General features: G+C 71.2%; 21 protein-coding genes and 1 pseudogene. 16 read left to right on the top strand and 6 right to left on the bottom strand.

Annotated features, from left to right (window positions below):
- Nucleotides 1-252: 252 nt before the first annotated feature.
- Entirely contained in the window at nucleotides 253-1,203 is a 951-nt protein-coding gene (locus ACH4U7_RS23890; RefSeq protein WP_398529885.1) for an alpha/beta hydrolase family protein, read from the top strand.
- 13 nt (nucleotides 1,204-1,216) lie between these two features.
- Here ACH4U7_RS23890 and ACH4U7_RS23885 read toward each other — a convergent pair whose 3' ends face one another.
- Together ACH4U7_RS23885 and ACH4U7_RS23880 are read right to left on the bottom strand one after the other, a co-directional pair.
- Nucleotides 1,217-3,115, bottom strand: a complete 1,899-nt coding sequence (locus ACH4U7_RS23885; protein ID WP_398530224.1) for an ABC transporter ATP-binding protein — start codon at nucleotides 3,113-3,115, stop codon at nucleotides 1,217-1,219.
- Between the two features lie 238 nt (nucleotides 3,116-3,353).
- Nucleotides 3,354-5,087: an ABC transporter ATP-binding protein gene (locus ACH4U7_RS23880; RefSeq protein WP_398529884.1), complete on the bottom strand. Its 1,734-nt coding sequence runs from the start codon at nucleotides 5,085-5,087 to the stop codon at nucleotides 3,354-3,356.
- Nucleotides 5,088-5,191: 104 nt separating this feature from the next.
- Between ACH4U7_RS23880 and ACH4U7_RS23875 the strand changes: the two genes are divergently transcribed.
- The 7 genes from ACH4U7_RS23875 to ACH4U7_RS23845 all read left to right on the top strand — a co-directional run bounded on the left by ACH4U7_RS23875 (nucleotide 5,192) and on the right by ACH4U7_RS23845 (nucleotide 9,855).
- Nucleotides 5,192-5,476 (top strand): MoaD/ThiS family protein, encoded by a 285-nt coding sequence (locus ACH4U7_RS23875; protein WP_398529883.1) that lies wholly within the window; start codon nucleotides 5,192-5,194, stop codon nucleotides 5,474-5,476.
- A gap of 10 nt (nucleotides 5,477-5,486) precedes the next feature.
- A complete protein-coding gene (locus ACH4U7_RS23870) occupies nucleotides 5,487-6,929 on the top strand; it encodes a hypothetical protein (RefSeq protein ID WP_398529882.1) in 1,443 nt (480 codons plus the stop codon).
- A 151-nt stretch (nucleotides 6,930-7,080) separates the two neighbouring features.
- Nucleotides 7,081-7,776: a DUF2993 domain-containing protein gene (locus ACH4U7_RS23865; protein WP_398529881.1), complete on the top strand. Its 696-nt coding sequence runs from the start codon at nucleotides 7,081-7,083 to the stop codon at nucleotides 7,774-7,776.
- 260 nt (nucleotides 7,777-8,036) lie between these two features.
- Entirely contained in the window at nucleotides 8,037-8,117 is an 81-nt protein-coding gene (locus tag ACH4U7_RS23860; protein ID WP_352133573.1) for a putative leader peptide, read from the top strand.
- Nucleotides 8,118-8,278: 161 nt separating this feature from the next.
- Nucleotides 8,279-9,118, top strand: coding sequence for a sulfurtransferase (locus ACH4U7_RS23855; protein WP_398529880.1), 840 nt, complete (start codon nucleotides 8,279-8,281; stop codon nucleotides 9,116-9,118).
- A gap of 51 nt (nucleotides 9,119-9,169) precedes the next feature.
- Nucleotides 9,170-9,457, top strand: a complete 288-nt coding sequence (locus ACH4U7_RS23850) for a DUF1416 domain-containing protein (protein WP_014177646.1) — start codon at nucleotides 9,170-9,172, stop codon at nucleotides 9,455-9,457.
- A gap of 140 nt (nucleotides 9,458-9,597) precedes the next feature.
- Nucleotides 9,598-9,855: a DUF3099 domain-containing protein gene (locus ACH4U7_RS23845; RefSeq protein WP_398529879.1), complete on the top strand. Its 258-nt coding sequence runs from the start codon at nucleotides 9,598-9,600 to the stop codon at nucleotides 9,853-9,855.
- Nucleotides 9,856-10,021: 166 nt separating this feature from the next.
- Here the strand turns inward: ACH4U7_RS23845 and ACH4U7_RS23840 are convergent, their stop codons facing one another.
- Entirely contained in the window at nucleotides 10,022-10,384 is a 363-nt protein-coding gene (locus ACH4U7_RS23840; protein WP_398529878.1) for a DsrE family protein, read from the bottom strand.
- Nucleotides 10,385-10,699: 315 nt separating this feature from the next.
- Between ACH4U7_RS23840 and ACH4U7_RS23835 the strand changes: the two genes are divergently transcribed.
- Genes ACH4U7_RS23835 through ACH4U7_RS23825 form a run of 3 tightly spaced genes read left to right on the top strand, consistent with a single transcriptional unit; the run spans nucleotide 10,700 to nucleotide 12,768 of the window.
- Entirely contained in the window at nucleotides 10,700-11,263 is a 564-nt protein-coding gene (locus ACH4U7_RS23835; protein WP_089512488.1) for an FABP family protein, read from the top strand.
- A gap of 45 nt (nucleotides 11,264-11,308) precedes the next feature.
- Nucleotides 11,309-11,764 carry a Fur family transcriptional regulator gene (locus ACH4U7_RS23830; RefSeq protein ID WP_398529877.1) on the top strand — a complete coding sequence of 152 codons (456 nt, stop codon included), beginning with the start codon at nucleotides 11,309-11,311 and terminating at the stop codon, nucleotides 11,762-11,764.
- A gap of 38 nt (nucleotides 11,765-11,802) precedes the next feature.
- On the top strand, nucleotides 11,803-12,768 hold the full coding sequence (locus ACH4U7_RS23825) for a YgfZ/GcvT domain-containing protein (RefSeq protein ID WP_385627944.1): 966 nt from the start codon (nucleotides 11,803-11,805) through the stop codon (nucleotides 12,766-12,768).
- Between the two features lie 20 nt (nucleotides 12,769-12,788).
- Here ACH4U7_RS23825 and dtd read toward each other — a convergent pair whose 3' ends face one another.
- A complete protein-coding gene (gene dtd / locus ACH4U7_RS23820) occupies nucleotides 12,789-13,214 on the bottom strand; it encodes a D-aminoacyl-tRNA deacylase (RefSeq protein WP_014177653.1) in 426 nt (141 codons plus the stop codon).
- A gap of 152 nt (nucleotides 13,215-13,366) precedes the next feature.
- Between dtd and ACH4U7_RS23815 the strand changes: the two genes are divergently transcribed.
- Nucleotides 13,367-14,071, top strand: a complete 705-nt coding sequence (locus ACH4U7_RS23815; RefSeq protein ID WP_398529876.1) for an ABC transporter substrate-binding protein — start codon at nucleotides 13,367-13,369, stop codon at nucleotides 14,069-14,071.
- A gap of 85 nt (nucleotides 14,072-14,156) precedes the next feature.
- Nucleotides 14,157-15,404: a GNAT family N-acetyltransferase gene (locus ACH4U7_RS23810; protein ID WP_398529875.1), complete on the top strand. Its 1,248-nt coding sequence runs from the start codon at nucleotides 14,157-14,159 to the stop codon at nucleotides 15,402-15,404.
- Nucleotides 15,405-15,438: 34 nt separating this feature from the next.
- On the opposite strand, the gene ACH4U7_RS23805 is transcribed toward ACH4U7_RS23810, so the two are convergent.
- The gene (locus tag ACH4U7_RS23805) at nucleotides 15,439-16,041 is read right to left on the bottom strand and encodes a TetR/AcrR family transcriptional regulator (protein ID WP_398529874.1); all 603 of its coding nucleotides are present in this window, start codon (nucleotides 16,039-16,041) and stop codon (nucleotides 15,439-15,441) included.
- A 138-nt stretch (nucleotides 16,042-16,179) separates the two neighbouring features.
- Between ACH4U7_RS23805 and ACH4U7_RS23800 the strand changes: the two genes are divergently transcribed.
- Nucleotides 16,180-17,169: a zinc-binding dehydrogenase gene (locus ACH4U7_RS23800; RefSeq protein WP_398529873.1), complete on the top strand. Its 990-nt coding sequence runs from the start codon at nucleotides 16,180-16,182 to the stop codon at nucleotides 17,167-17,169.
- Between the two features lie 11 nt (nucleotides 17,170-17,180).
- Nucleotides 17,181-18,095 carry a TIGR03564 family F420-dependent LLM class oxidoreductase gene (locus ACH4U7_RS23795; RefSeq protein ID WP_398529872.1) on the top strand — a complete coding sequence of 305 codons (915 nt, stop codon included), beginning with the start codon at nucleotides 17,181-17,183 and terminating at the stop codon, nucleotides 18,093-18,095.
- A gap of 107 nt (nucleotides 18,096-18,202) precedes the next feature.
- On the opposite strand, the pseudogene soxR reads toward ACH4U7_RS23795, so the two are convergent.
- Nucleotides 18,203-18,580 (bottom strand): annotated as a pseudogene (soxR, locus tag ACH4U7_RS23790) (redox-sensitive transcriptional activator SoxR); the annotation flags it as partial.
- A 62-nt stretch (nucleotides 18,581-18,642) separates the two neighbouring features.
- Between soxR and ACH4U7_RS23785 the strand changes: the two are divergent.
- Nucleotides 18,643-19,278 (top strand): NADPH-dependent FMN reductase, encoded by a 636-nt coding sequence (locus ACH4U7_RS23785; protein ID WP_398529871.1) that lies wholly within the window; start codon nucleotides 18,643-18,645, stop codon nucleotides 19,276-19,278.
- Nucleotides 19,279-19,289: the final 11 nt, after the last annotated feature.

Below are 19,289 nucleotides of genomic sequence, written 5' to 3'. Positions count from 1 at the left end.
GGGCACCTCCCAGGCCCTGCCTGGGGGAGTATGCGGCTACTGCTTCGTACCTGCCGTACCACTTCGTACTCGCACTACTTCGTGCGCACTGCTTCGTGTGTACTGCTTTACGCGACTCAGCACCACTCTGTGCCGAACTGCGGCTCCGCGCCCTGGAGCGCGTGTGCGCTCAAACGCGCGGAACGCGTCTGAAAGCACAAAAGGACCCGGGGGCTACTTTGCCCGGATCCTCTTCCCAGAAGAATAACCCACATGACACGTGGGATTAAGGCTGTATCCGCGTCGCCTCCTGTTTCCTTGATCACGGAGCGTGGACGGCTGACCAGGTTGTTGACGGACGACGGGGTGGCGATCGAGGCCGCGTACACGCCGTTTCAGCCGTATGGACCTGGGTCGGGCACGGACCCGGCCCCGGGTCCGGCCATCGTGGTCGCGCATGGTTTCACGGGTGCTCTGGAGCGCCCCGCGCTGCGCCGCGCCGCGGCGGCGCTGGGCCGCCACGCGGCCGTGGTCACCTTCTCCTTCCGGGGTCACGGACGCTCCGCCGGGCGCTCCACGGTCGGCGACCGCGAGGTCCTGGACCTGGCCGCAGCGGTGCGATGGGCGCGGCGGCTCGGGCACCGGCGGATCGCCACGGTCGGGTTCTCGATGGGCGGCTCGGTGGTGCTGCGGCATGCGGCGCTGTACGGGGCGGAGGCGTCGGACGGCAAAACGGGCACGGGGAGAACGGGCACGCACAAAACGGGCACAGAGGCTCCGGGGACTCCGGGGGCGCTTGAAGCAAAAGCGGGCGCAGGGGCGCGCGAAGCGGCGCACACCGACGCCGCCGTGGCGGTGAGCGCGGCGGCCCGCTGGTACTACCGGGGAACCGCCCCGATGCGCCGTGTGCACTGGGCGATCACCCGGCCGGCCGGGCGCCTGGTCTCCCGCTACGGGCTGCGCACCCGTATCGACTCCCGCGGCTGGGACCCCGAACCGCTCTCACCGGTCGCCGCCGCGCCGCTGATCGCCCCCACGCCCCTGCTGATCGTCCACGGCGACCAGGACCCCTACTTCCCGCTGGACCATCCGCGGACACTCGTGGACGCGGCGGACCCGTCGTCCACAGAGCTGTGGATCGAACCGGGCTTCGGCCACGCGGAGAACGCGGCCGGCCCCGCCCTGCTGGGCCGGATCGCCGCCTGGGCGACGGCCCACGTCTGAGAGCCGGCACCGCTCACTCCGCCTCGGCCACCGGCTCCGCGAACTGCGCCTCGTACAGCCGCGCATAGGCGCCGCCCGCCTCCCGCAGCGACTCATGCGTGCCCTGCTCCACGATCCGCCCCGACTCCATCACGAGGATCACGTCCGCGTCGCGGATCGTCGACAGCCGGTGGGCGATCACAAAGCTGGTGCGGCCGGTCCGCAGGGAGGCCATCGCATGCTGGATCAGCACCTCCGTACGGGTGTCGACCGAGCTTGTCGCCTCGTCCAGGACCAGGATCGCCGGTTCCGCGAGGAACGCCCGGGCGATCGTGATCAGCTGCTTCTCACCGACGCTGATGTTGGAACCCTCGTCGTCGATCACCGTGTCGTAGCCGTCCGGCAGGGTCCGTACGAAGCGGTCGACATGCGTGGCCTTGGCCGCCTCCACGATCTTGTCGAAGGACGAGCCCTCCGCCCCGTACGCGATGTTGTCCGCGATCGTCCCGCCGAAGAGCCAGGTGTCCTGGAGCACCATGCCGATGTTGGAGCGCAGCTCCTCCCGGGACATGGCCGCGATGTCCACCCCGTCCAGCGTGATCCGCCCGCCGCTGACCTCGTAGAACCGCATCAGCAGATTGACCAGGGTGGTCTTGCCCGCGCCGGTCGGGCCGACGATGGCCACCGTCTGGCCCGGCCGCACCGCCAGCGACAGGTCCTCGATCAGCGGCTTGTCGGGGTCGTAGCGGAAGGAGACGTCCTCGAACTCGACCCGGCCGCGCACCCGCTCGGGCCGCGCCAACTCGGCCGCGTCCGGCTCCTGCTCATGGGCGTCCAGCAGCTCGAAGACCCGCTCGGCGGAGGCGACACCCGACTGCACCAGATTGGCCATCGAGGCGACCTGGGTGAGCGGCTGGCTGAACTGGCGCGAGTACTGGACGAAGGCCTGGACGTCGCCGATCGACAGCGCCCCACTGGCCACCCGCAACCCGCCGACCACGGCGACCAGCACATAGTTGAGGTTGCCGATGAACATCATCGCGGGCTGGATGATCCCGGAGATGAACTGGGCCCGGAAGCCCGCCTCGTACAGCTTCTCGTTCTGCACCCCGAAGAGCTCGGCGGACTCCTTCTGCCGGCCGAAGACCTTCACCAGCGAGTGGCCGGTGTACATCTCCTCGATATGGGCGTTGAGCTTGCCGGTGGTCTTCCACTGCTGCACGAACTGCGGCTGCGCCCGCTTGCCCACCTTCGTCGCCACGACCACCGAGACCGGCACGGTCACCAGCGCGACCAGCGCCAGCAGCGGCGAGATCCAGAACATCATGGCCAGCACGCCCACGATGGTCAGCAGCGAGGTCATCAGCTGGCTGAGGGTCTGCTGAAGCGTCTGCTGGATGTTGTCGATGTCGTTGGTGGCCCGCGACAGCACCTCGCCGCGCTGCTGCTTGTCGAAGTACGACAGGGGCAGCCGGGCCAGCTTGTGTTCGACGTCCTCGCGCAGCCGGAAGACCGCGCGCTGCACCACGACCGTGGCGATACGCGCCTGGAAGAGGTTGAGCAGCGAGGAGAAGGCGTAGATCACGGTCACCCACATCAGCACGGTCCCGACCGCGCCGAAGTCGATGCCCTGGCCGGGGACCACGTCCATGGACGCGACCATGTCGGCCACCGTGCCCTGGCCCTCGCGCCGCAGCCCCTCGACCGCCTCCGCCTTGCTCACACCCTCGGGCAGCTGCCGCCCGATGATGCCCGCGAAGATCAGGTCCGTGGCCTGGCCGAGGATCTTCGGGCCGAGCACCGAAAGCCCGACGCTGACCGCGCACAGCGCGAGCACCGCCAGCGCCATCCCGCGCTCGGGCCGCAGCGTCGCCAGCAGCCGGCGGCTGGAGCCCTTGAAGTCCATGGAGCGCTCGGTCGGCTGGCCGCCCATGAAGCGCCCGGGGCCGGCCGCGGGCGCGGGGCCTCTTCGGGGCGCGGCGGTACTGGGCGGCGGTTCCTTGGACAACGGCACGCTGGAGGTACTGACTGCCGGAGCGCTCTTCTCGCTCACGCCCCTTCCTCCCGCTCAGTCTTGGCGCGCTTCAACGCGCGGGCTTCCCTCGTCGCTGCTCGCTCCGCCGTCGCTGCGCGGCTCCTCAGTCCAGCCCGCACAGCGCGCCAAGACACGCTCATGCTGCCTCCTGCTCGGTGAGCTGGGAGAGCACGATCTCCCGGTAGGTCTGGTTGTTCTCCATCAGTTCGGCGTGGGTGCCGGTGCCGACGACCCGCCCCTCGTCGAGGACCACGATCCGGTCCGCGCCGCGGATGGTGGACACCCGCTGGGCGACGATGACCACCGTCGCGTCCTCCGTCTCATCCGCCAGCGCGGAGCGCAGCCGCGCGTCCGTGGCGTAGTCCAGGGCCGAGAAGGAGTCGTCGAAGAGGTAGACGGCCGGCTGGCGGACCAGCGCGCGGGCGATCGCCAGCCGCTGCCGCTGGCCGCCGGACACATTGCCGCCGCCCTGCGCGATGGGGGCCTCGAGCCCGCCCTCCATGCGCTCGACGAAGTCACGGGCCTGGGCGATCTCCAGGGCCTGCCACAGCTCCTCGTCGGTCGCGTCCGGCTTTCCGTACCGCAGGTTTGAAGCGACGGTGCCGGAGAAGAGGTACGGCTTCTGCGGCACCAGGCCGATGGACTCGGCCATCAGGACCGGGTCCATGTCGCGTACGTCGACCCCGTCGAGGTGCACACTGCCGTCGGTCGCGTCGAACAGCCGGGGCACCAGGCCCAGCAGGGTGGACTTGCCGCTTCCGGTGGAGCCGATGACGGCCGTGGTCTGACCGGGCCTGGCGACCAGCGAGACATCGCGCAGCACCGGCTCCTCGGCGCCCGGGTAGCGGAACTCCACGCCCCGCAGCTCCAGCAGGCCCCGGCGCTCCAGGGGCGGAACGGGCTTCAGGGGCGGGGCGACGCTGGTCTCGGTCTCCAGCACCTCCTGGATGCGCTCCGCGCACACCTCGGCCCGCGGCACCATCATGAACATGAAGGTGGCCATCATCACAGCCATCAGAATCTGCATCAGATAGCTGAGGAACGCCGTCAGCGCGCCGATCTGCATGTCCCCGCTGTCGATGCGGTGCCCGCCGAACCAGACGACCGCGACGCTGGAGAGGTTCACCACCATCATCACGGCGGGGAACATCAGCGACATCAGCCGGCCGGCCTTCATCGACACGTCGAGCAGCTCGGTGTTGGCCCCGGTGAAGCGGTCCCGCTCATGCTGGTCGCGGACGAAGGCCCGGATCACGCGAATGCCGGTGATCTGCTCGCGCAGCACGCGGTTGACGGTGTCGATGCGCTCCTGGACGCCGCGGAACAGCGGGCGCATCTGCCGGACGATCAGCGAGACGATGATGCCCAGGGTCGGGACGATGAGCAGCAGCAGCCCGGAGAGCGGCACATCCTGGTTGAGCGCCATGATGATGCCGCCCACACACATGATCGGCGCCGAGACCATCAAGGTGAACGACATCAGGGCCAGCATCTGGACCTGCTGTACGTCGTTGGTGGTACGGGTGATGAGGGAGGGCGCGCCGAAGTGGCCCACCTCACGCGCCGAGAAGGACTGCACGCGGTCGAAGACGGCCGCGCGCACATCGCGGCCGAGTGCGCTCGCCGTCCGGGCGCCGTAGTAGACGGCGCCGACGGAGCAGACGATCTGCGCCAGCGTGATGGCGATCATCAGGCCGCCGACCTGCAGGATGTAACCGGTGTCACCCTTGACGACACCGTGGTCGATGATGTCGGCGTTGAGGGTCGGCAAATAGAGCGTCGCCAGTGTCTGCACCAGTTGCAGCACGACGATCAAGGCAATCGATTGGGTGTAGGGCCTCAGGTACGCCCGTATAAGTCGGACCAGCACACCGGAACCCTAAGCGAGGGTCTTTGGGCGTGCCCCTGGATTTACCGGTCTGCCGCCGGACCCCGTCATCATGGGGGGCGGCAGATGACGGGAGAGGGATCGCGATGGCGATGAAGAACACGGCGGGACCGCCGGCCGGCACCATCCGGTACTGGGCCGCGGCCAAGGCGGCCGCCGGCACCGCCGAGGAGCCGTACGCCGCGGCGACGCTCGCCGAGGCCCTGGCCGCGGCCCGGCAGCGGCACACCGCGCGGCCGGAGTTCGCGCGGGTGCTGGGGCTCTGTTCGTTCCTGGTCGACGGGGACCCCGTCGGCACCCGTGATCACAAGACGGTCCAACTGGCCGAGGGCGGCACGGTCGAGGTGCTCCCGCCGTTCGCAGGAGGGTGACCCCGACGTCATGAGCAACCAGCCGCAGCACCCCGGGAATCATCCGTACGACCCTTATGGGCCGAACGGGCCGGCCGAGCCGCCGTACCAGGCTTACGAGGGATACGAGGGACACGAGGGCCAAGCGCAGCAGGGCGCGTACGGGTCCTACGCCCCGCAGGGGCAGTACGACGCGCACGGCCAGTACGACCCCCATGGGCAGCAGCCCGCCGCCTGGCAGGGCTACGACGGGCAGCAGGGGTACGACGGGCAGCAGGCGTACCAGCAGGGATACCAGCACCCGCAGCAGCAGGCGTACCCGGAGCAGGGGTACCCGGAGCAGGCGTATCCGGAGCAGGGGTACGCACAGCACGGGTACCACCAGCAGCAGACGTACCAGGGGAACCAGGGGAACCAGCCGCACCAGGGGCAGCAGGGCCAGCAGGCATACCAGGGGCAGCAGCAGGCAGGTCAAGGGCACCAGGGATACCAGGGGCAGCAGGAGCCGTACGCCGCCGCCTGGGACGGTCAGCGGCAGCACGCCCCGGCCGCCCAGACGACGGCGGACACCATGCAGTTCGCAGCCGCCCCGCGCACCCCGCACACCCCGGCCCAAGCCGTGCCATCGCCCTCGGCTCCGGCCGGGCCCGCCCCCAAGCCCGCCGAATCCGCCAAGCCCGCCGAGCCCGCCGCATCCGCCAAGCCGCTCACCGCCGCCGAGCAGGCCCGCGCCGAGGGCCGCCCGATGATCCTCTCCCCGGGGCTGACGCCCGCCGCCCTGACCGCCGTGCTCGCCGCCCTCCTCGCGGCCACCGCGCCGCTGGCCCGGCCGGCCGTCGCCGTCGTCGTGGCGCTGCTCCAGGCGGTCACCGCGGCCGGCTGGTTCCGGCTCAACGGCATGTGGCCCGCCCGGCAGGGCATCGCGCTGGCCTTCGCGGGCGGTCTGGCCGCGGACATCGGCCTGCTGACCACCGAGCGCGCCCACGCCCCGACCGTGCTCATGGGCACGATCGGCGTCTGGCTGCTGCTGGTGCTGATCCTCCAGCTGCGCAGCCACGCCTCGCCCGACGAGCGGCTGTACGGGTTGACGGCGACCGTCGCCTCGACCGCGGTCACCGTGATCGCGGCCGGGCACCTGGCCGCGGTCGCCGAGTCCTCGGACGCCGTCGTGGTCGGGGCCGCCGCCGTCGCCGTGGCGGCGCTCGTACGGGCCCTGCCGCTGCCGGGCGCGGCCTCCGCGGTCCTGGCGCTGGCGGCGTCCGCGGGCGCCGGCCTGGCGGCCACCCGGGTGACCGACACCGGCACCACCAACGCCGTGCTGCTGGGCCTGGCGGCGGGGGTGTGCGCGCTGATCGGACTGCGCGTGGCCAGCTACGACTATCCGTCCCGCTTCGTCCATATGACCGCGGGCGTCGCCCTCCCCCTCGCCGCCGCGGCCCCGGCGGTCTATGTCATCGGGCGCGCCCTGGGGTGATCCGGCCCCGCCGTACGGTCGGGACCCCGCCGTGTGATCCGGGCCTCGCCGTGTGATCCGGGCCTCGCCGCCCGGCCACGCCCGTACCGCTGCGGTTAGGCTCGCAGCCTCAGGCGTGGGCCTGAGCCAGAGCATGGGGGACCCCAACACAATGCGCGCACTGCGAATCACGGCGATCGTCTTCGTCGTACTCGGCATTCTGTTCGTCGCCGCCGACCGCCTGGCGGTGTACTTCGCGGAATCCGAGGCCGCCGACAAGATCAAGACCAGTCAGGGGCTGACCAACACCCCCGACGTCTCGATCAAGGGCTTCCCGTTCCTGACCCAGGTCGCCGGCAAGGAGCTGGACGAGGTCGAGATCGGCATGGACGGGCTGACCACGGACGCGGGGGGCGGCCGTACGGTGCGCGTCACCAAGCTCAACGCCTCGCTGCACAACGTCCGGATATCCAGCAGCTTCTCCTCCGCCACCGCCGACAGCGCCACCGGCTCCGCGCACATCAGCTACGCGGACCTGTCCACGGCGGCCGGCCAGGGCATCACGGTCGGCTACGCCGGGAAGGACGAGTCGGGCCGGGCCCGCGTCAAGATCACCGGACAGCTGATGGGCCTGAGCATGAGCACGTACTCCACCGTCACCATCGTCAACGGCGACACGATCCGGATGCGCGCCGAGTCCGTCCCGGGCAGCAAGATCCCCGGGTGGGAGGGGAAGGTGCGCCAGCGCACGGACATCGACCGGAAGATCGACGGCCTGCCGACGGGCATGCGGCTCGACAAGGTCGAGACGGACAAGGACGGCATAGACGTATCGGTCGTGGGTAATAACGTCGAGCTGGCGGGCTGAGCCGGCGGAACCCCCGGCGCCGCCCTCCCCTTGCGGCCCCTCCCCCCACGTCGTTCCTCCAGATCGTTCCTCCTGTCCATCCGCTGAGACGATCTCGTCCGCGATGGCAGACATACAGCAGACATCCATGGGCGTCCTGTGCCCCGCCGACCGCTCGGCGGGGCACAGGACGCCCCTCTCGTTTCACATCGCGGACAATCTCGTCTCACCATCCGACACACCGGTGACATGCCCGCCAGTCCGTCCCTACGATCGGACGCATGAAGCGACAGGCGGATCTCACGAAGCGGCGGGCAGTAGACCTGTGCCGCGTGGCCGCCATGCTCTGTCGCGCCGCCTGACGAGGACGCGCGGCCCGCTCCTTCAACCTCATCGGCCCCGCTCCTATCGGCCCGTCAGCCGAGCCCGCCCGCACTCCGTTCGTACGCTCGCTACCGAACCGCGCGTAGCCCGCATACCGACGCGTACCCGTACCGCCGCAACTGCCCCGGAGGAGAGAAACATGAGCCGCAGCGACGTCCTGGTTGACGCCGACTGGGTACAGGCCCGCATCGATGACCCCAAGACGGTCATCGTGGAGGTCGACGAGGACACCTCTGCCTACGACAAGAACCACATCAAGAACGCCATCCGGATCGACTGGCGGCAGGACCTCCAGGACCCGGTGCGCCGCGACTTCGTCGACCAGGCCGGTTTCGAGAAGCTGCTGTCCGAGAAGGGCATCGCCAACGACGACACGGTCGTGCTCTACGGCGGCAACAACAACTGGTTCGCGGCTTATGCCTACTGGTACTTCAAGCTCTACGGGCACCAGGACGTGAAGCTCCTCGACGGCGGCCGCAAGAAGTGGGAGCTCGACTCCCGCGACCTGGTCGCCGAGGCCCCGTCCCGGCCGCAGACCGAGTACAAGGCCAAGGCCCAGGACGCCTCGATCCGCGCCTTCCGCGACGACGTCGTGGCGGCCATCGGCTCGCTGAACCTGGTGGACGTCCGCTCCCCCGACGAGTTCTCCGGCAAGCTGCTCGCCCCGGCGCACCTCCCGCAGGAGCAGTCGCAGCGGCCGGGCCACGTGCCGACCGCCCGCAACATCCCCTGGTCGAAGTCCGCCAACGACGACGGCACCTTCAAGTCCGACGACGAGCTCAAGGAGCTCTACGAGGGCGAGGGCGTCGACCTGTCGAAGGACACCATCGCCTACTGCCGCATCGGTGAGCGCTCCGCTCACACCTGGTTCGTCCTGCACGAGCTGCTGGGCCAGACCAACGTCAAGAACTACGACGGCTCCTGGACCGAGTACGGCTCCCTCGTCGGCGTGCCGATCGAGCTGGGCGCCAACAGCTGACCCGACCCTCCCTCCTCCCCTCCCCCTCCCCAAACGTAAGGACAGTCACCCATGTGTGGAGCAACGGCCGGCGGCCCCGACGCGTCGACCATCAAGCCCGGCGAGACCACCATCCAGGGATCGGTGACCCGCGACGGCGAGCCGGTCACCGGCTACGTCCGGCTGCTGGACAGCACCGGTGAGTTCACCGCCGAGGTCCCCACCTCGGCGACCGGACAGTTCCGCTTCTACGCGGCCGAGGGCACGTGGACCGTGCGCGCCCTGGTCCCCGGCGCGACCGCGGACCGCACCGTCGTCGCCCAGAAGGGTGGCCTGGCGGAGGTCGCCATCGCCGTCTGACGCGTACCTCGCGTCATGGCCAGGCACGGCCAGAGGGCTGTACCCCGGGGTTGGACGCCTCGGCGGGGTGCGGCCCTCTGGGTTGTCCGGGGGCCGTCTCACGGCTGTCCGGGCGGCGCCTCCGGACGTATCCTGGTCGTATGTACGCGCGACGGCGCCACGCATACTTCATCCTGATGGGCGCGTGCCTGACGCTCTTCATCTCGGCATGGGGATTCGTGCGCCTGTGGTCCGTCACGGCCGCCGTCGTGATGTGCATCGTCGCCATGGTGATCCCGCCACTGGCCGCCATCGTGGCCAACCGCAGGGGCCCGGACGACCGGTGGTGGGACGAGTCGGGCGACGAGGAGTCCGACCGCTGGTGGCGGGAGCTGGATGAGTACAACCACCGCCGCTAGGCCCTGTCCGGGCGATCTTCTCGGGCCCGACGACGCCAGCTACGGCACCTCGCCGTGTTGTCGGATCGCCCGAGTACGCCCAGTACGAGGGCAAACCTCCGCCTTGCGATGCACCGCATCTGACGCCGCGGGCTGATCCTCAACGATCGCCCGGACAGGGCCTGGATCAGTAGACGAGCGCCTGTACGCCCTCCGGCATGATCTCGCTGACGAACACCTGTGCCCCCGCTATCCGGGCGCCCTCGACGAGGTCCTTCTCCTCGATGTCCCGGCGGGCCGCGCACTGCGAGCACACCGTGATCGTGCCGCCCGCGAGGATGCCGTCGATCAGCTCCGGCAGCGGCGCCGCGTGCGGCAGCCGGAACTCCGCCGCGCGTCCCGGGAGCGCGAACCAGGACGACTCCCCCGTCAGCCACAGCGAGACCTCCACACCGCTCGCCGCGGCCACCGCAGCCACCGTGAACGCCTGGGAGCACCGCTCGGGCGCGTCCGCGCCCGCCGTCACCTTGATCACCAGCTTCTTCGCCATACGGCCAGCCTAGGCCGGGCGGGAGACCTCCCCCGCGCCGTCCCCCGCAGCCCTCCCCCGCACGGGAGACCTCGAAGAGCCGGTCACCGCACCGGCGACTAGACTCGGCCCCGGTCCATGACCGTTCCGCGAGTCCCAACGGAACGTCCCACTCCTCCAAGGAGCGCGCTCGTGCTTGAGGCAGTCTTCACCACGCTGATGATCCTGGTCGTCGTCGCCACCCTCGGCTTCGCCGCACTGACCTGGAAGAAGCTGTACCAGGGCCAGCGCTGACCCACCCCCTCCCCCGCCCCTTCCCACAGATCACCTGGATTCATGATCGAGATCCCGTCCGACCTCCACCCGGACCTCGTACCGCTCGTCTTCCTCCTCGGCAACTGGGAGGGCGCGGGCGTCTATGACTTCCCGGGGACCGAGAAGTGCAACTTCGGGCAGGAAGTGACCTTCACCCACGACGGCCGCGACTTCCTGGAGTACATCTCGCACACCTGGGTGCTCGACGGCGAAGGCAAGAAGGTCCGCCCGCTGGAGAGCGAGTACGGCTTCTGGCGGATCGACAAGGACCGCAAGGTCGAGATCGTCATGATCCGCGACCAGGGCGTCGTCGAGGTCTGGTACGGCGAGCTGGCGGAGGGCAAGCCGCAGATCGACGTGGTGACGGACGCCGTGGCCCGTACCGCCGCCTCCGGCCCGTACTCCGGCGGCAAGCGGCTCTACGGCTACGTCAAGAGCGATCTGATGTGGGTCGGCGAGAAGGCCACCCCGGAGGTGCCGCTGCGGCCGTACATGTCCGCGCATCTGAAGAAGGTCGTGGACCCGCGCGAATGGGCCAAGGACCTCAAGGACCTCCCGGACGACGGCATCGCCTTCTTCCGCTGACCGACCGCTGACCGGCCGCTGTCCGACCGCCCTACACTGGGCACCGTGGCGACCACCGACTGGAAGACAGATCTGCGGGAGCGCGGCTACCGCCTGACGCCGCAGCGCCAGCTCGTGCTCGAGGCCGTCGACCACCTCGAGCACGCCACCCCGGACGACATCCTCACCGAGGTGCGCCGCACCGCCAGCGGCGTCAACATCTCCACGGTCTACCGCACCCTGGAGCTGCTGGAGGAGCTGGGGCTGGTCAGCCATGCCCACCTCGGGCACGGCGCCCCCACGTACCACCTGGCCGACCGGCACCACCACATCCACATGGTCTGCCGGGACTGCACGGATGTGATCGAGGCCGATCTGTCGGTGGCCGAGCCGTTCGTCCGGCAGCTGCGGGCGAGCTTCGGCTTCGACACCGATATGAAGCACTTCGCGATCTTCGGCCGCTGCGCCAAGTGTTCAGCCGATCGAGCGGACGACGGCCCTGGTCCTGCGCCGAGGTCCTAGGTCAGGTCCCGACCCGGACCGAGTCGTAGGCTGAGCTCATGAAGAGCCCTTTGCTGTCGCTGCCCGGCGCCGTCCCTGGCGAGGGCCCCGACGAAGGCGTCGCCGCGCACTACGGCGACCTGTTCCGCGAGCAGCGCGCGCTCGCCGACGGCTCCGGCTTCGTGGACCTCTCGCACCGCGGTGTGGTCACGGTCGCCGGCCCGGACCGGCTGAGCTGGCTGCATCTGCTGCTCACCCAGCATGTGAGCGAACTCCCGGCCGGTCAGGCCACGGAGGCGCTGATCCTCTCCCCGCACGGCCATATCGAACACGCGCTCTACATAGTCGATGACGGCGAGACCACCTGGGCCCATGTGGAGCCCGGCACCCAGGGCGATCTGCTCGCGTACCTGGAGAGCATGAAGTTCTTCTACCGGGTGGAGATCGCCGACCGCACCGAGGAGTTCGCGGTCGTCCACCTTCCGGCGGGCAGTATCGCCGAGGCCCCCGAGGGCGCCGCCGTCCGCGAGACCCCGTACGGCCGGGACCTGTTCCTGCCGCGCGCCGATCTGGAGTCCTTCGCCGCGGCGAGCGGCCCGCCGGCCGGTGTGCTGGCGTACGAGGCGCTGCGCGTCGAGGCGCACCGCCCGCGGCTCGGCCTGGAGACCGACCACCGGACGATCCCCCATGAGCTGGGTCTGATCGGCAGCGCCGTACATCTCCACAAGGGCTGCTACCGCGGCCAGGAGACCGTCGCCCGGGTGGAGAACCTGGGCAAGCCGCCCCGGCGGCTGGTCTTCCTCCATCTGGACGGCAGCGAGGTGACGTTGCCCGGCCACGGCGCGCCCGTACGGCTCGCATCGGAGGGCGCGGCGGGACGCACGCTGGGCTTCGTGACGACCTCGGCCCGCCATCACGAGCTGGGGCCGATCGCCCTGGCGCTGGTGAAGCGGAACGTGCCGGTGGACGCGGCGCTCATCGTGGATACGACAGCCGCGGCACAAGAGGTCGTCGTCGAACCGTAGAGAAAGTCGTAGGCGGGGTCTCAGACCTCGACGATCACCGTGAACGGGCCGTCGTTCGTGAGCGTGACCTTCATGTCCGCCCCGAACCGGCCCGTCTCCACGTGCGCGCCCAGCTCCCGCAGCCGCGCCACGACCTCGTCCACCAGCGGCTCGGCGACCTCGCCCGGCGCGGCCGCGTTCCAGGTGGGCCGGCGGCCCTTGCGGGCGTCGCCGTACAGCGTGAACTGGCTGATGACCAGCAGCGGAGCGGCCAGGTCCGAGCAGGACTTCTCGCCTTCCAGGATGCGTACGGACCACAGCTTGCGGGCCAGCTGCGCCGCCTTCTCGGGGGTGTCGTCGTGCGTCACCCCGACCAGGACGCACAGCCCTTGGCCGACGATCTCCCCGACCGTCTCGCCGTCCACGACGACGCTCGCCCCGTTCACCCTCTGTACCACAGCACGCATACGGTCCATCATGCCCTGCCTCCTTCCGGGGCCGATCGGGTGGAAGCGCGCTGCGGACGGACCGTACACAGTGGCACGATGCGTGCAAGCGGTGCGCAATGGGCACAACGCGATCAGCTCGCGTAGCACCGCATGGAGGGGACGGAAACCGCATGATCACATCCGGCACCGGGCAGCCGCCCGGGCCCGCATCGACGCGCCCGGAGAACGGCGACCTGCTCCAGGCGGCCACCGAGGCCCTGCAGCAGCCGGGATTCCAGCCGACAGACTTGCAGCAGCCGGGACTGCCCGGGCTGCCCGGAGCGCAGCCGCCGAGGCCGCCGAGCCAGCGCGGCGGCCGGCAGGCCGACTCGCCGGCCGGGCTGCGGCTGCCGGAGCTACGGGCGCTGCGCCGCTCGGCCCAGAGCGAGGAGGCGGATCTGAGCTATGTACGCAGACTGCTGCAGGGCCGGATCGACATCCTCCACGCCGAGCTGAACCGCCGTTCGGCCCCCGGCTCGCCGGGGGCGGCGGACGAGGAGGCCCGGCCCCCGGCCGCGCTGGTGGACCTGCTGCCGGAGATCCTGGTCGACGGCCCGCCAGGGCACCGCTCCTCCGCCCGGCATGTGACGCTCGGCACTCCGCAGGGGGTGGAGTGCCGGCGGCTGGCCGAGGAGGCGCTGGCCGAGGTCGGCCTGTCCGACCTCCAGGCGCGTACGGACGAGGAGTTGACCGGTGCGATGGCCCGTCTCGTCGGCTGCGAGCGGCAGATCTCGCGGCGGCGGCGGGAGCTCCAGCGCACGGCGGACGACTGCGGTGCGGAAATCACCCGAAGGTACCGAGAAGGAGAGGCTCACGTGGACGACCTGCTCGCGTAAGCCCTGATGTCCAGGTAGCGCTGATGTCCAGGTAGCCCCGATATCCAGGTGCGCCCCGCCGTGCCGGCCGCCTACGGTGGGGTTCATGGCCCCAGAGATCCGTAAGGTCGACGACTCCGACCTCACCGACTGGTCCGTCGCGCTCAACACCGGCTTTCTGCGGCCCCCGGAGGCGGGCAAGGAAGAGGTCGACATCCGGCGGGCGCAGATCGGTGCGGAACTGGACCGGGTGCAGGGGGCGTTCGACCGGGGCCGTTGTGTGGCCACCTACCGCAGCTTCGCACAGCGGCTGACGGCGGTCGGCGGGGCCGAGGTGGCGGCCGACGCCATCAGCAACGTCTCGGTCTCGCCCACCCACCGCCGCCAGGGGCTGCTCAGCCGGATGGTGGACCGCGATCTGCGGGCGGCCAAGGAGCGCGGCGAGCTGGTGGCGTCGCTGATCGCCGCCGAGTACCCGATCTACGGGCGGTACGGGTTCGGCCCGGCCACCTGGGCCGCCCTGTGGCGGGTGGACGTCGCCCGCGCCGGGCTCGACGCGCGCTACTCCGGGCCCGCGTGCGGCGGCCGGGTGGACTTCGCGGACGGCGCCGAGGTACGGGAGCTGGGCCCCGCGCTGCACGATCGGCTGCGCGCCCGGCAGCACGGTGCGATCGACCGCCGCGAGCTGTGGTGGCGGATGAACACTGGCCTGCTGACCTTCCCCTTCCACCAGTGGACTGAGCCGTTCTACGTCGTCTACCGCTCCCCCGACGGGTCCGTGGACGGTCTGCTCGCCTACATCAGCGACGACAAGTGGGAGGGCAAGCGCCCCCACGACACCGCCAAGGTGCTCGGGATGCTCGCGGTCACCCCGGCCGCCGAACGCGCGCTGTGGCACTTCCTGTTCTCCGTCGACTGGGTCACCCACGTCACCACCGGTTACCGCCCGCCGGACGACGCGCTGCCGCTGCTGCTGGGCGACCCGCGGGCGGCCCAGGTCATGACGTACGCCGACTTCCTGTGGCTGCGGCCGCTGGACGTCCCCGCGCTGCTCGAGGCCCGTACGTACCCGGTCGCCGGCTCGCTGGTCCTGGAGCTGTCCGACCGCGCGGGTCTGGCCGGCGGGCGCTATCTGCTGGACGCCGGGCCCGACGGCGCCAGCTGCGCGCCGACCACCCGGTCCGCCGATCTGACCATGGACATCGCCGAGTTGGGGACGCTGTGGCTGGGTGACGAGTCCGCGGTCCGGCTGGCCGCGCTGGGGCGGGTCACCGAGGAGCGCGAGGGCGCCGCGGCGCTGGCGGATCTCCTGCTGCGTACGTCGCGCCGCCCCTGGTGCCCGGACATCTTCTGATTCCGGCCGGGCCCTCTGCCGCGCGCCCGCGCCGTTACTTCCCCTGGCCGACCAGCAGGTCGGCCAGGTCCCTGACCGACTGACGGAACCGCGTCCAGTCCCCGTCAGCCGTCAGCCGCCGCACCAGCTCGCCGTCGAACGCGGCGAGCAGCATATGGGCCACGAACTCGGCGTCGAGGCCCGGTCTGAGTTCCCGGACCAGCGCGGAGACGTGGGCGTGCCACCCGCGATAGGTGGGGTCGTCGAACTTGTCGTCGCCGCAGGCGCGTTCATGCGCGGCGATCAGGGACAGATGGCGCTCGGCGAGGTCGGCCAGCGCGTCGAGGAAGGCCAGCAGCCGCTCGCACGGCGCACCGTCGGTGCCCAGCGGCGCCGCCTCCTCGTCGATCGCCTCCCGCAGCCGGGCCGCGCGGTCGGCCAGCAGCGCCTGGAACAGGCCGGTACGGCTGCCGAAGCGGCGGAAGACGGTGCCCTTGCCGACGCCCGCGGCGGCCGCGACCCGGTCGAGGGACACATGCTCGGCGCCGCACTCCGTCAGCAACTCCTCGGCGGCGCGCAGGATCGCGCGCCGATTGCGCGCGGCGTCGGCGCGCTCGCCGCGCCGCGCGGCGCCCCGCTCTGTCGTGGCCTCGCTCACGCGCCTCGCCTCCTCTGCATCCGGACAGTCGGCGGTTGTAACCGGACTGCTGGTCCTCATAGTATCCACCACAACACAACCGGACTGGCAGTCCGGTTCACTCGTCTGCCCTGAGGAGGCAGCCATGAGGAGGCAGCCATGAGCAGCGGCACAGCGGCCACCATGCGCGCGCTGACCGTCGACCCCGAGGCGCCGGGGTCCCTGCGCTTCGCTGACGTACCGGAGCCCGAACCCGGGCCCGGCGAGGCCCTGGTCGAGGTGCGGCACGCATCGATGAACTACGGGGAGGTCCGGTGGGCCACCCATCAGCCGCCCGGCTCCGTCATGGGCTATGACGCGGCGGGCGTGGTGCTGCGCGCGGCGGCCGACGGCTCCGGGCCCGCGGCGGGCAGCCGCGTAGTCGCCTTCGGCCCGGGCGCGTGGAGCGAGCGCGCGGCCTTCGCGAGCGACAGCCTCGCCGTACTGCCCGACTCCGTCGGCCTGGCCGACGCCGCCGCACTCCCACTGGTCGGCATCACCGCCCTGCGGACACTGCGCGCGGCCGGGAGCGTCCTGGGCAAGCGGGTGCTGATCACCGGCGCCTCGGGCGGGGTCGGGCGGATGGCCGTCCAACTGGCGCGGCGGGCCGGGGCGTACGTCATCGCCTCGGTGGGCTCGCCCGCGCGCGGCGCGGGGCTCAGGGAACTCGGCGCGGACGAGGTCGTGGTCGGCCTGGAACCGGTCGAGCAGCCGGTGGACGTGGTCCTGGAGAACGTCGGCGGGCCCCACCTCGTGGCCGCCTGGAACCTGCTCGCCCCCGGCGGCAATCTGCAGAGCATCGGCTGGGCCGCCCACGACCAGCCCGCCGTGTTCCCGCCGAACGGCATCTTCTCGCTCGGCCCCGCCAAGTCCCTGCACTCCTTCGCGGACCCCTCCCACCCCGGTCCGGACCTCGCCGCGCTCGTCGGCCTCCTGGCGCGCGGCGAACTGTCACCGGAGATCGGCTGGCGCGGCTCCTGGGAGCGGGTCACGGACGCGGCCGACGCGCTGCTCGGGCGGCGCGTACCGGGCAAGGCCGTACTCGACATCGGCCCCGCCACGAGCGCGAAGCCCGCGGCCCCCGCCCCCGCCCCCGCTACGACACGGTGAAAGGGAACCCCATGCGCATCGGACTTCTCCTGAACGTCCTCGGCACCCCGCTCGACGCGGTCGTCGAGCAGGCGCGCGACATCGCCGCGTCCGGCCTCGGCACCGCCTGGCTGCCCGAGATGGGCGCCTGGGACGCCCTGACCGCGGCCGCCGCCATCGGCCCCCAGGTGCCCGGTCTTGCGCTGGGCACCTCCGTCGTCCCGACGTATCCGCGCCACCCGCTGACGCTCGCCGCCCAGGCGCTGACCGCCCAGGCCGCCACCGGCAACCGCTTCACGCTCGGCGTCGGGGTGAGCCACCGGCACATCGTCGAGGGGCAGTTCGGCCACTCCTACGACCGGCCGGCCCGCCATCTGCGGGAATACCTGTCCGTATTGGTGCCCTTGCTGCGCGGCGAGAGCGTGACGCACGAGGGCGAGGCCATCAAGGCCGCCGGCGCGGTCACCGCGCCCGGCGCCGAACCGCCGGCGCTGCTGGTCGGCGCGCTCGGCCCGGCGATGCTCAGGGTGGCGGGCGAGCTGGCCGACGGCACCATCACCGTCTGGGCGGGCAGGGCCGCACTGGCGGACCACATCGTGCCCACGATCACCCGGGCGGCGACCCGCGCGGGGCGGCCCGCGCCGCGCGTCGTCGTCTTCAAGGCCGTGGGCGTCACCGCGGACCCGGAGGCCCGCCGCGCCACGATGGCCGAGCAGTTCAGCCAGGTCGACCAGATCCCGCACTACCGGGCCGTACTGGACCGCGACGGCTCGGCGGGCCCGCAGGACACCGCGGTACTGGGCGACGAGTCCACCGTCGAGCAGGCGCTGCGGGAGCTGGTCGACGCGGGGGCGACCGAGCTCATCGCCTCCCCGGTCGGCACGCCCGAGGAACAGTCCCGCACGCTGGCCTTGTTGGCGGAGCTGACCGCGTCCACCGCGTCCTGATCGACGGTTCCGCAGGTCCCGGGCCCGTCCGCATCGGAGCAGGACTTCAGCAGTCGGCGCGCGCCCGGGCCCTGCTCGCCGAGTCTGTCGTGCCGGTTCACCAGCGCGCACTTGTCGATCGACAGACAGCCGCAGCCGATGCAGTCGGTGAGGCTGTCGCGCAGAGTCAGCAGTTGCTCGATCCGCTCGCTGAGGTCCGCGCGCCAGCACTCCGAGATCCGGGCCCAGTCCTCCTTGGTGAGGACGTGGTCCTCGGCGAAGAGCGAGAGGACCTCCCGGATCCTGGCCAGCGGGATGCCGACGCGCTGCGAGGAGCGTACGAAGGCGACCCGGCGCAGCGTGTCGCGGGTGTAGCGGCGCTGGTTCCCGGTGGTGCGGCGGCTGTGGATGAGCCCTTCGCGCTCGTAGAAGCGCAGCGCGGAGGCGGGGACGCCGCTGCGCTGGGACAGGTCACCGACCGTGAGTTCATGGGTCTTCCACGACATCTGGCTCATAAGAAACGAGACTAGCTTGACTTCAACCAATGTTTAAGTCCGAGCCTGGGGCCATGGTTACCGACACAGCCACCGCCCCGAGTACTTCTCCGGCCACCGACACGGCCGCCACCACCCCCATCCGCCTCGCGGTCATCGTCGCCAGCACCCGCGAGGGCCGCTTCGGCCCGAAGGTCGCCGACTGGTTCACCAGCCGCACCGCGCTCCACGCCGACCTGCGGACCGATGTGATCGACCTGGCCGACACCCCGCTGCCCAGCAGCCTCAGCCACCGTCCGGGCCCCGAGGAGGCCAAGGCCCTGGCGGCCGTGACGCCCCGGCTGGAGGCCGCCGACGCGTACGTCGTGATCACTCCCGAGTACAACCACAGCTACCCGGCCTCCCTCAAGAACGCCATCGACTGGCACTACACCCCCTGGCAGGCCAAACCCGTCGGCTTCGTCTCGTACGGCGGGGTCTCCGGCGGGCTGCGCGCGGTCGAGCATCTGCGGCCCGTCTTCGCCGAGCTGCACGCGGTCACCGTCCGCGAGACGGTGAGCTTCCACAACGCCGGGGGGCTCTTCGGCACGGACGGCACACTGAAGGAGCCCAAGGGCCCGGAGGCCGCCGCCACGGCCCTGCTCGACCAGCTGACGTGGTGGGCGCGGGCACTGCGCGAGGCCCGGACCGCCCGCCCGTACCGGGGCTGACCACGCCCGAC

The organism is Streptomyces sp. NPDC020845, from assembly GCF_044334165.1.
Taxonomy (GTDB): Bacteria; Actinomycetota; Actinomycetes; order Streptomycetales; family Streptomycetaceae; genus Streptomyces.
The sequence above is the reverse complement of the archived record's forward strand: the minus strand, read 5'-3'. Positions and strand labels throughout refer to the sequence as shown.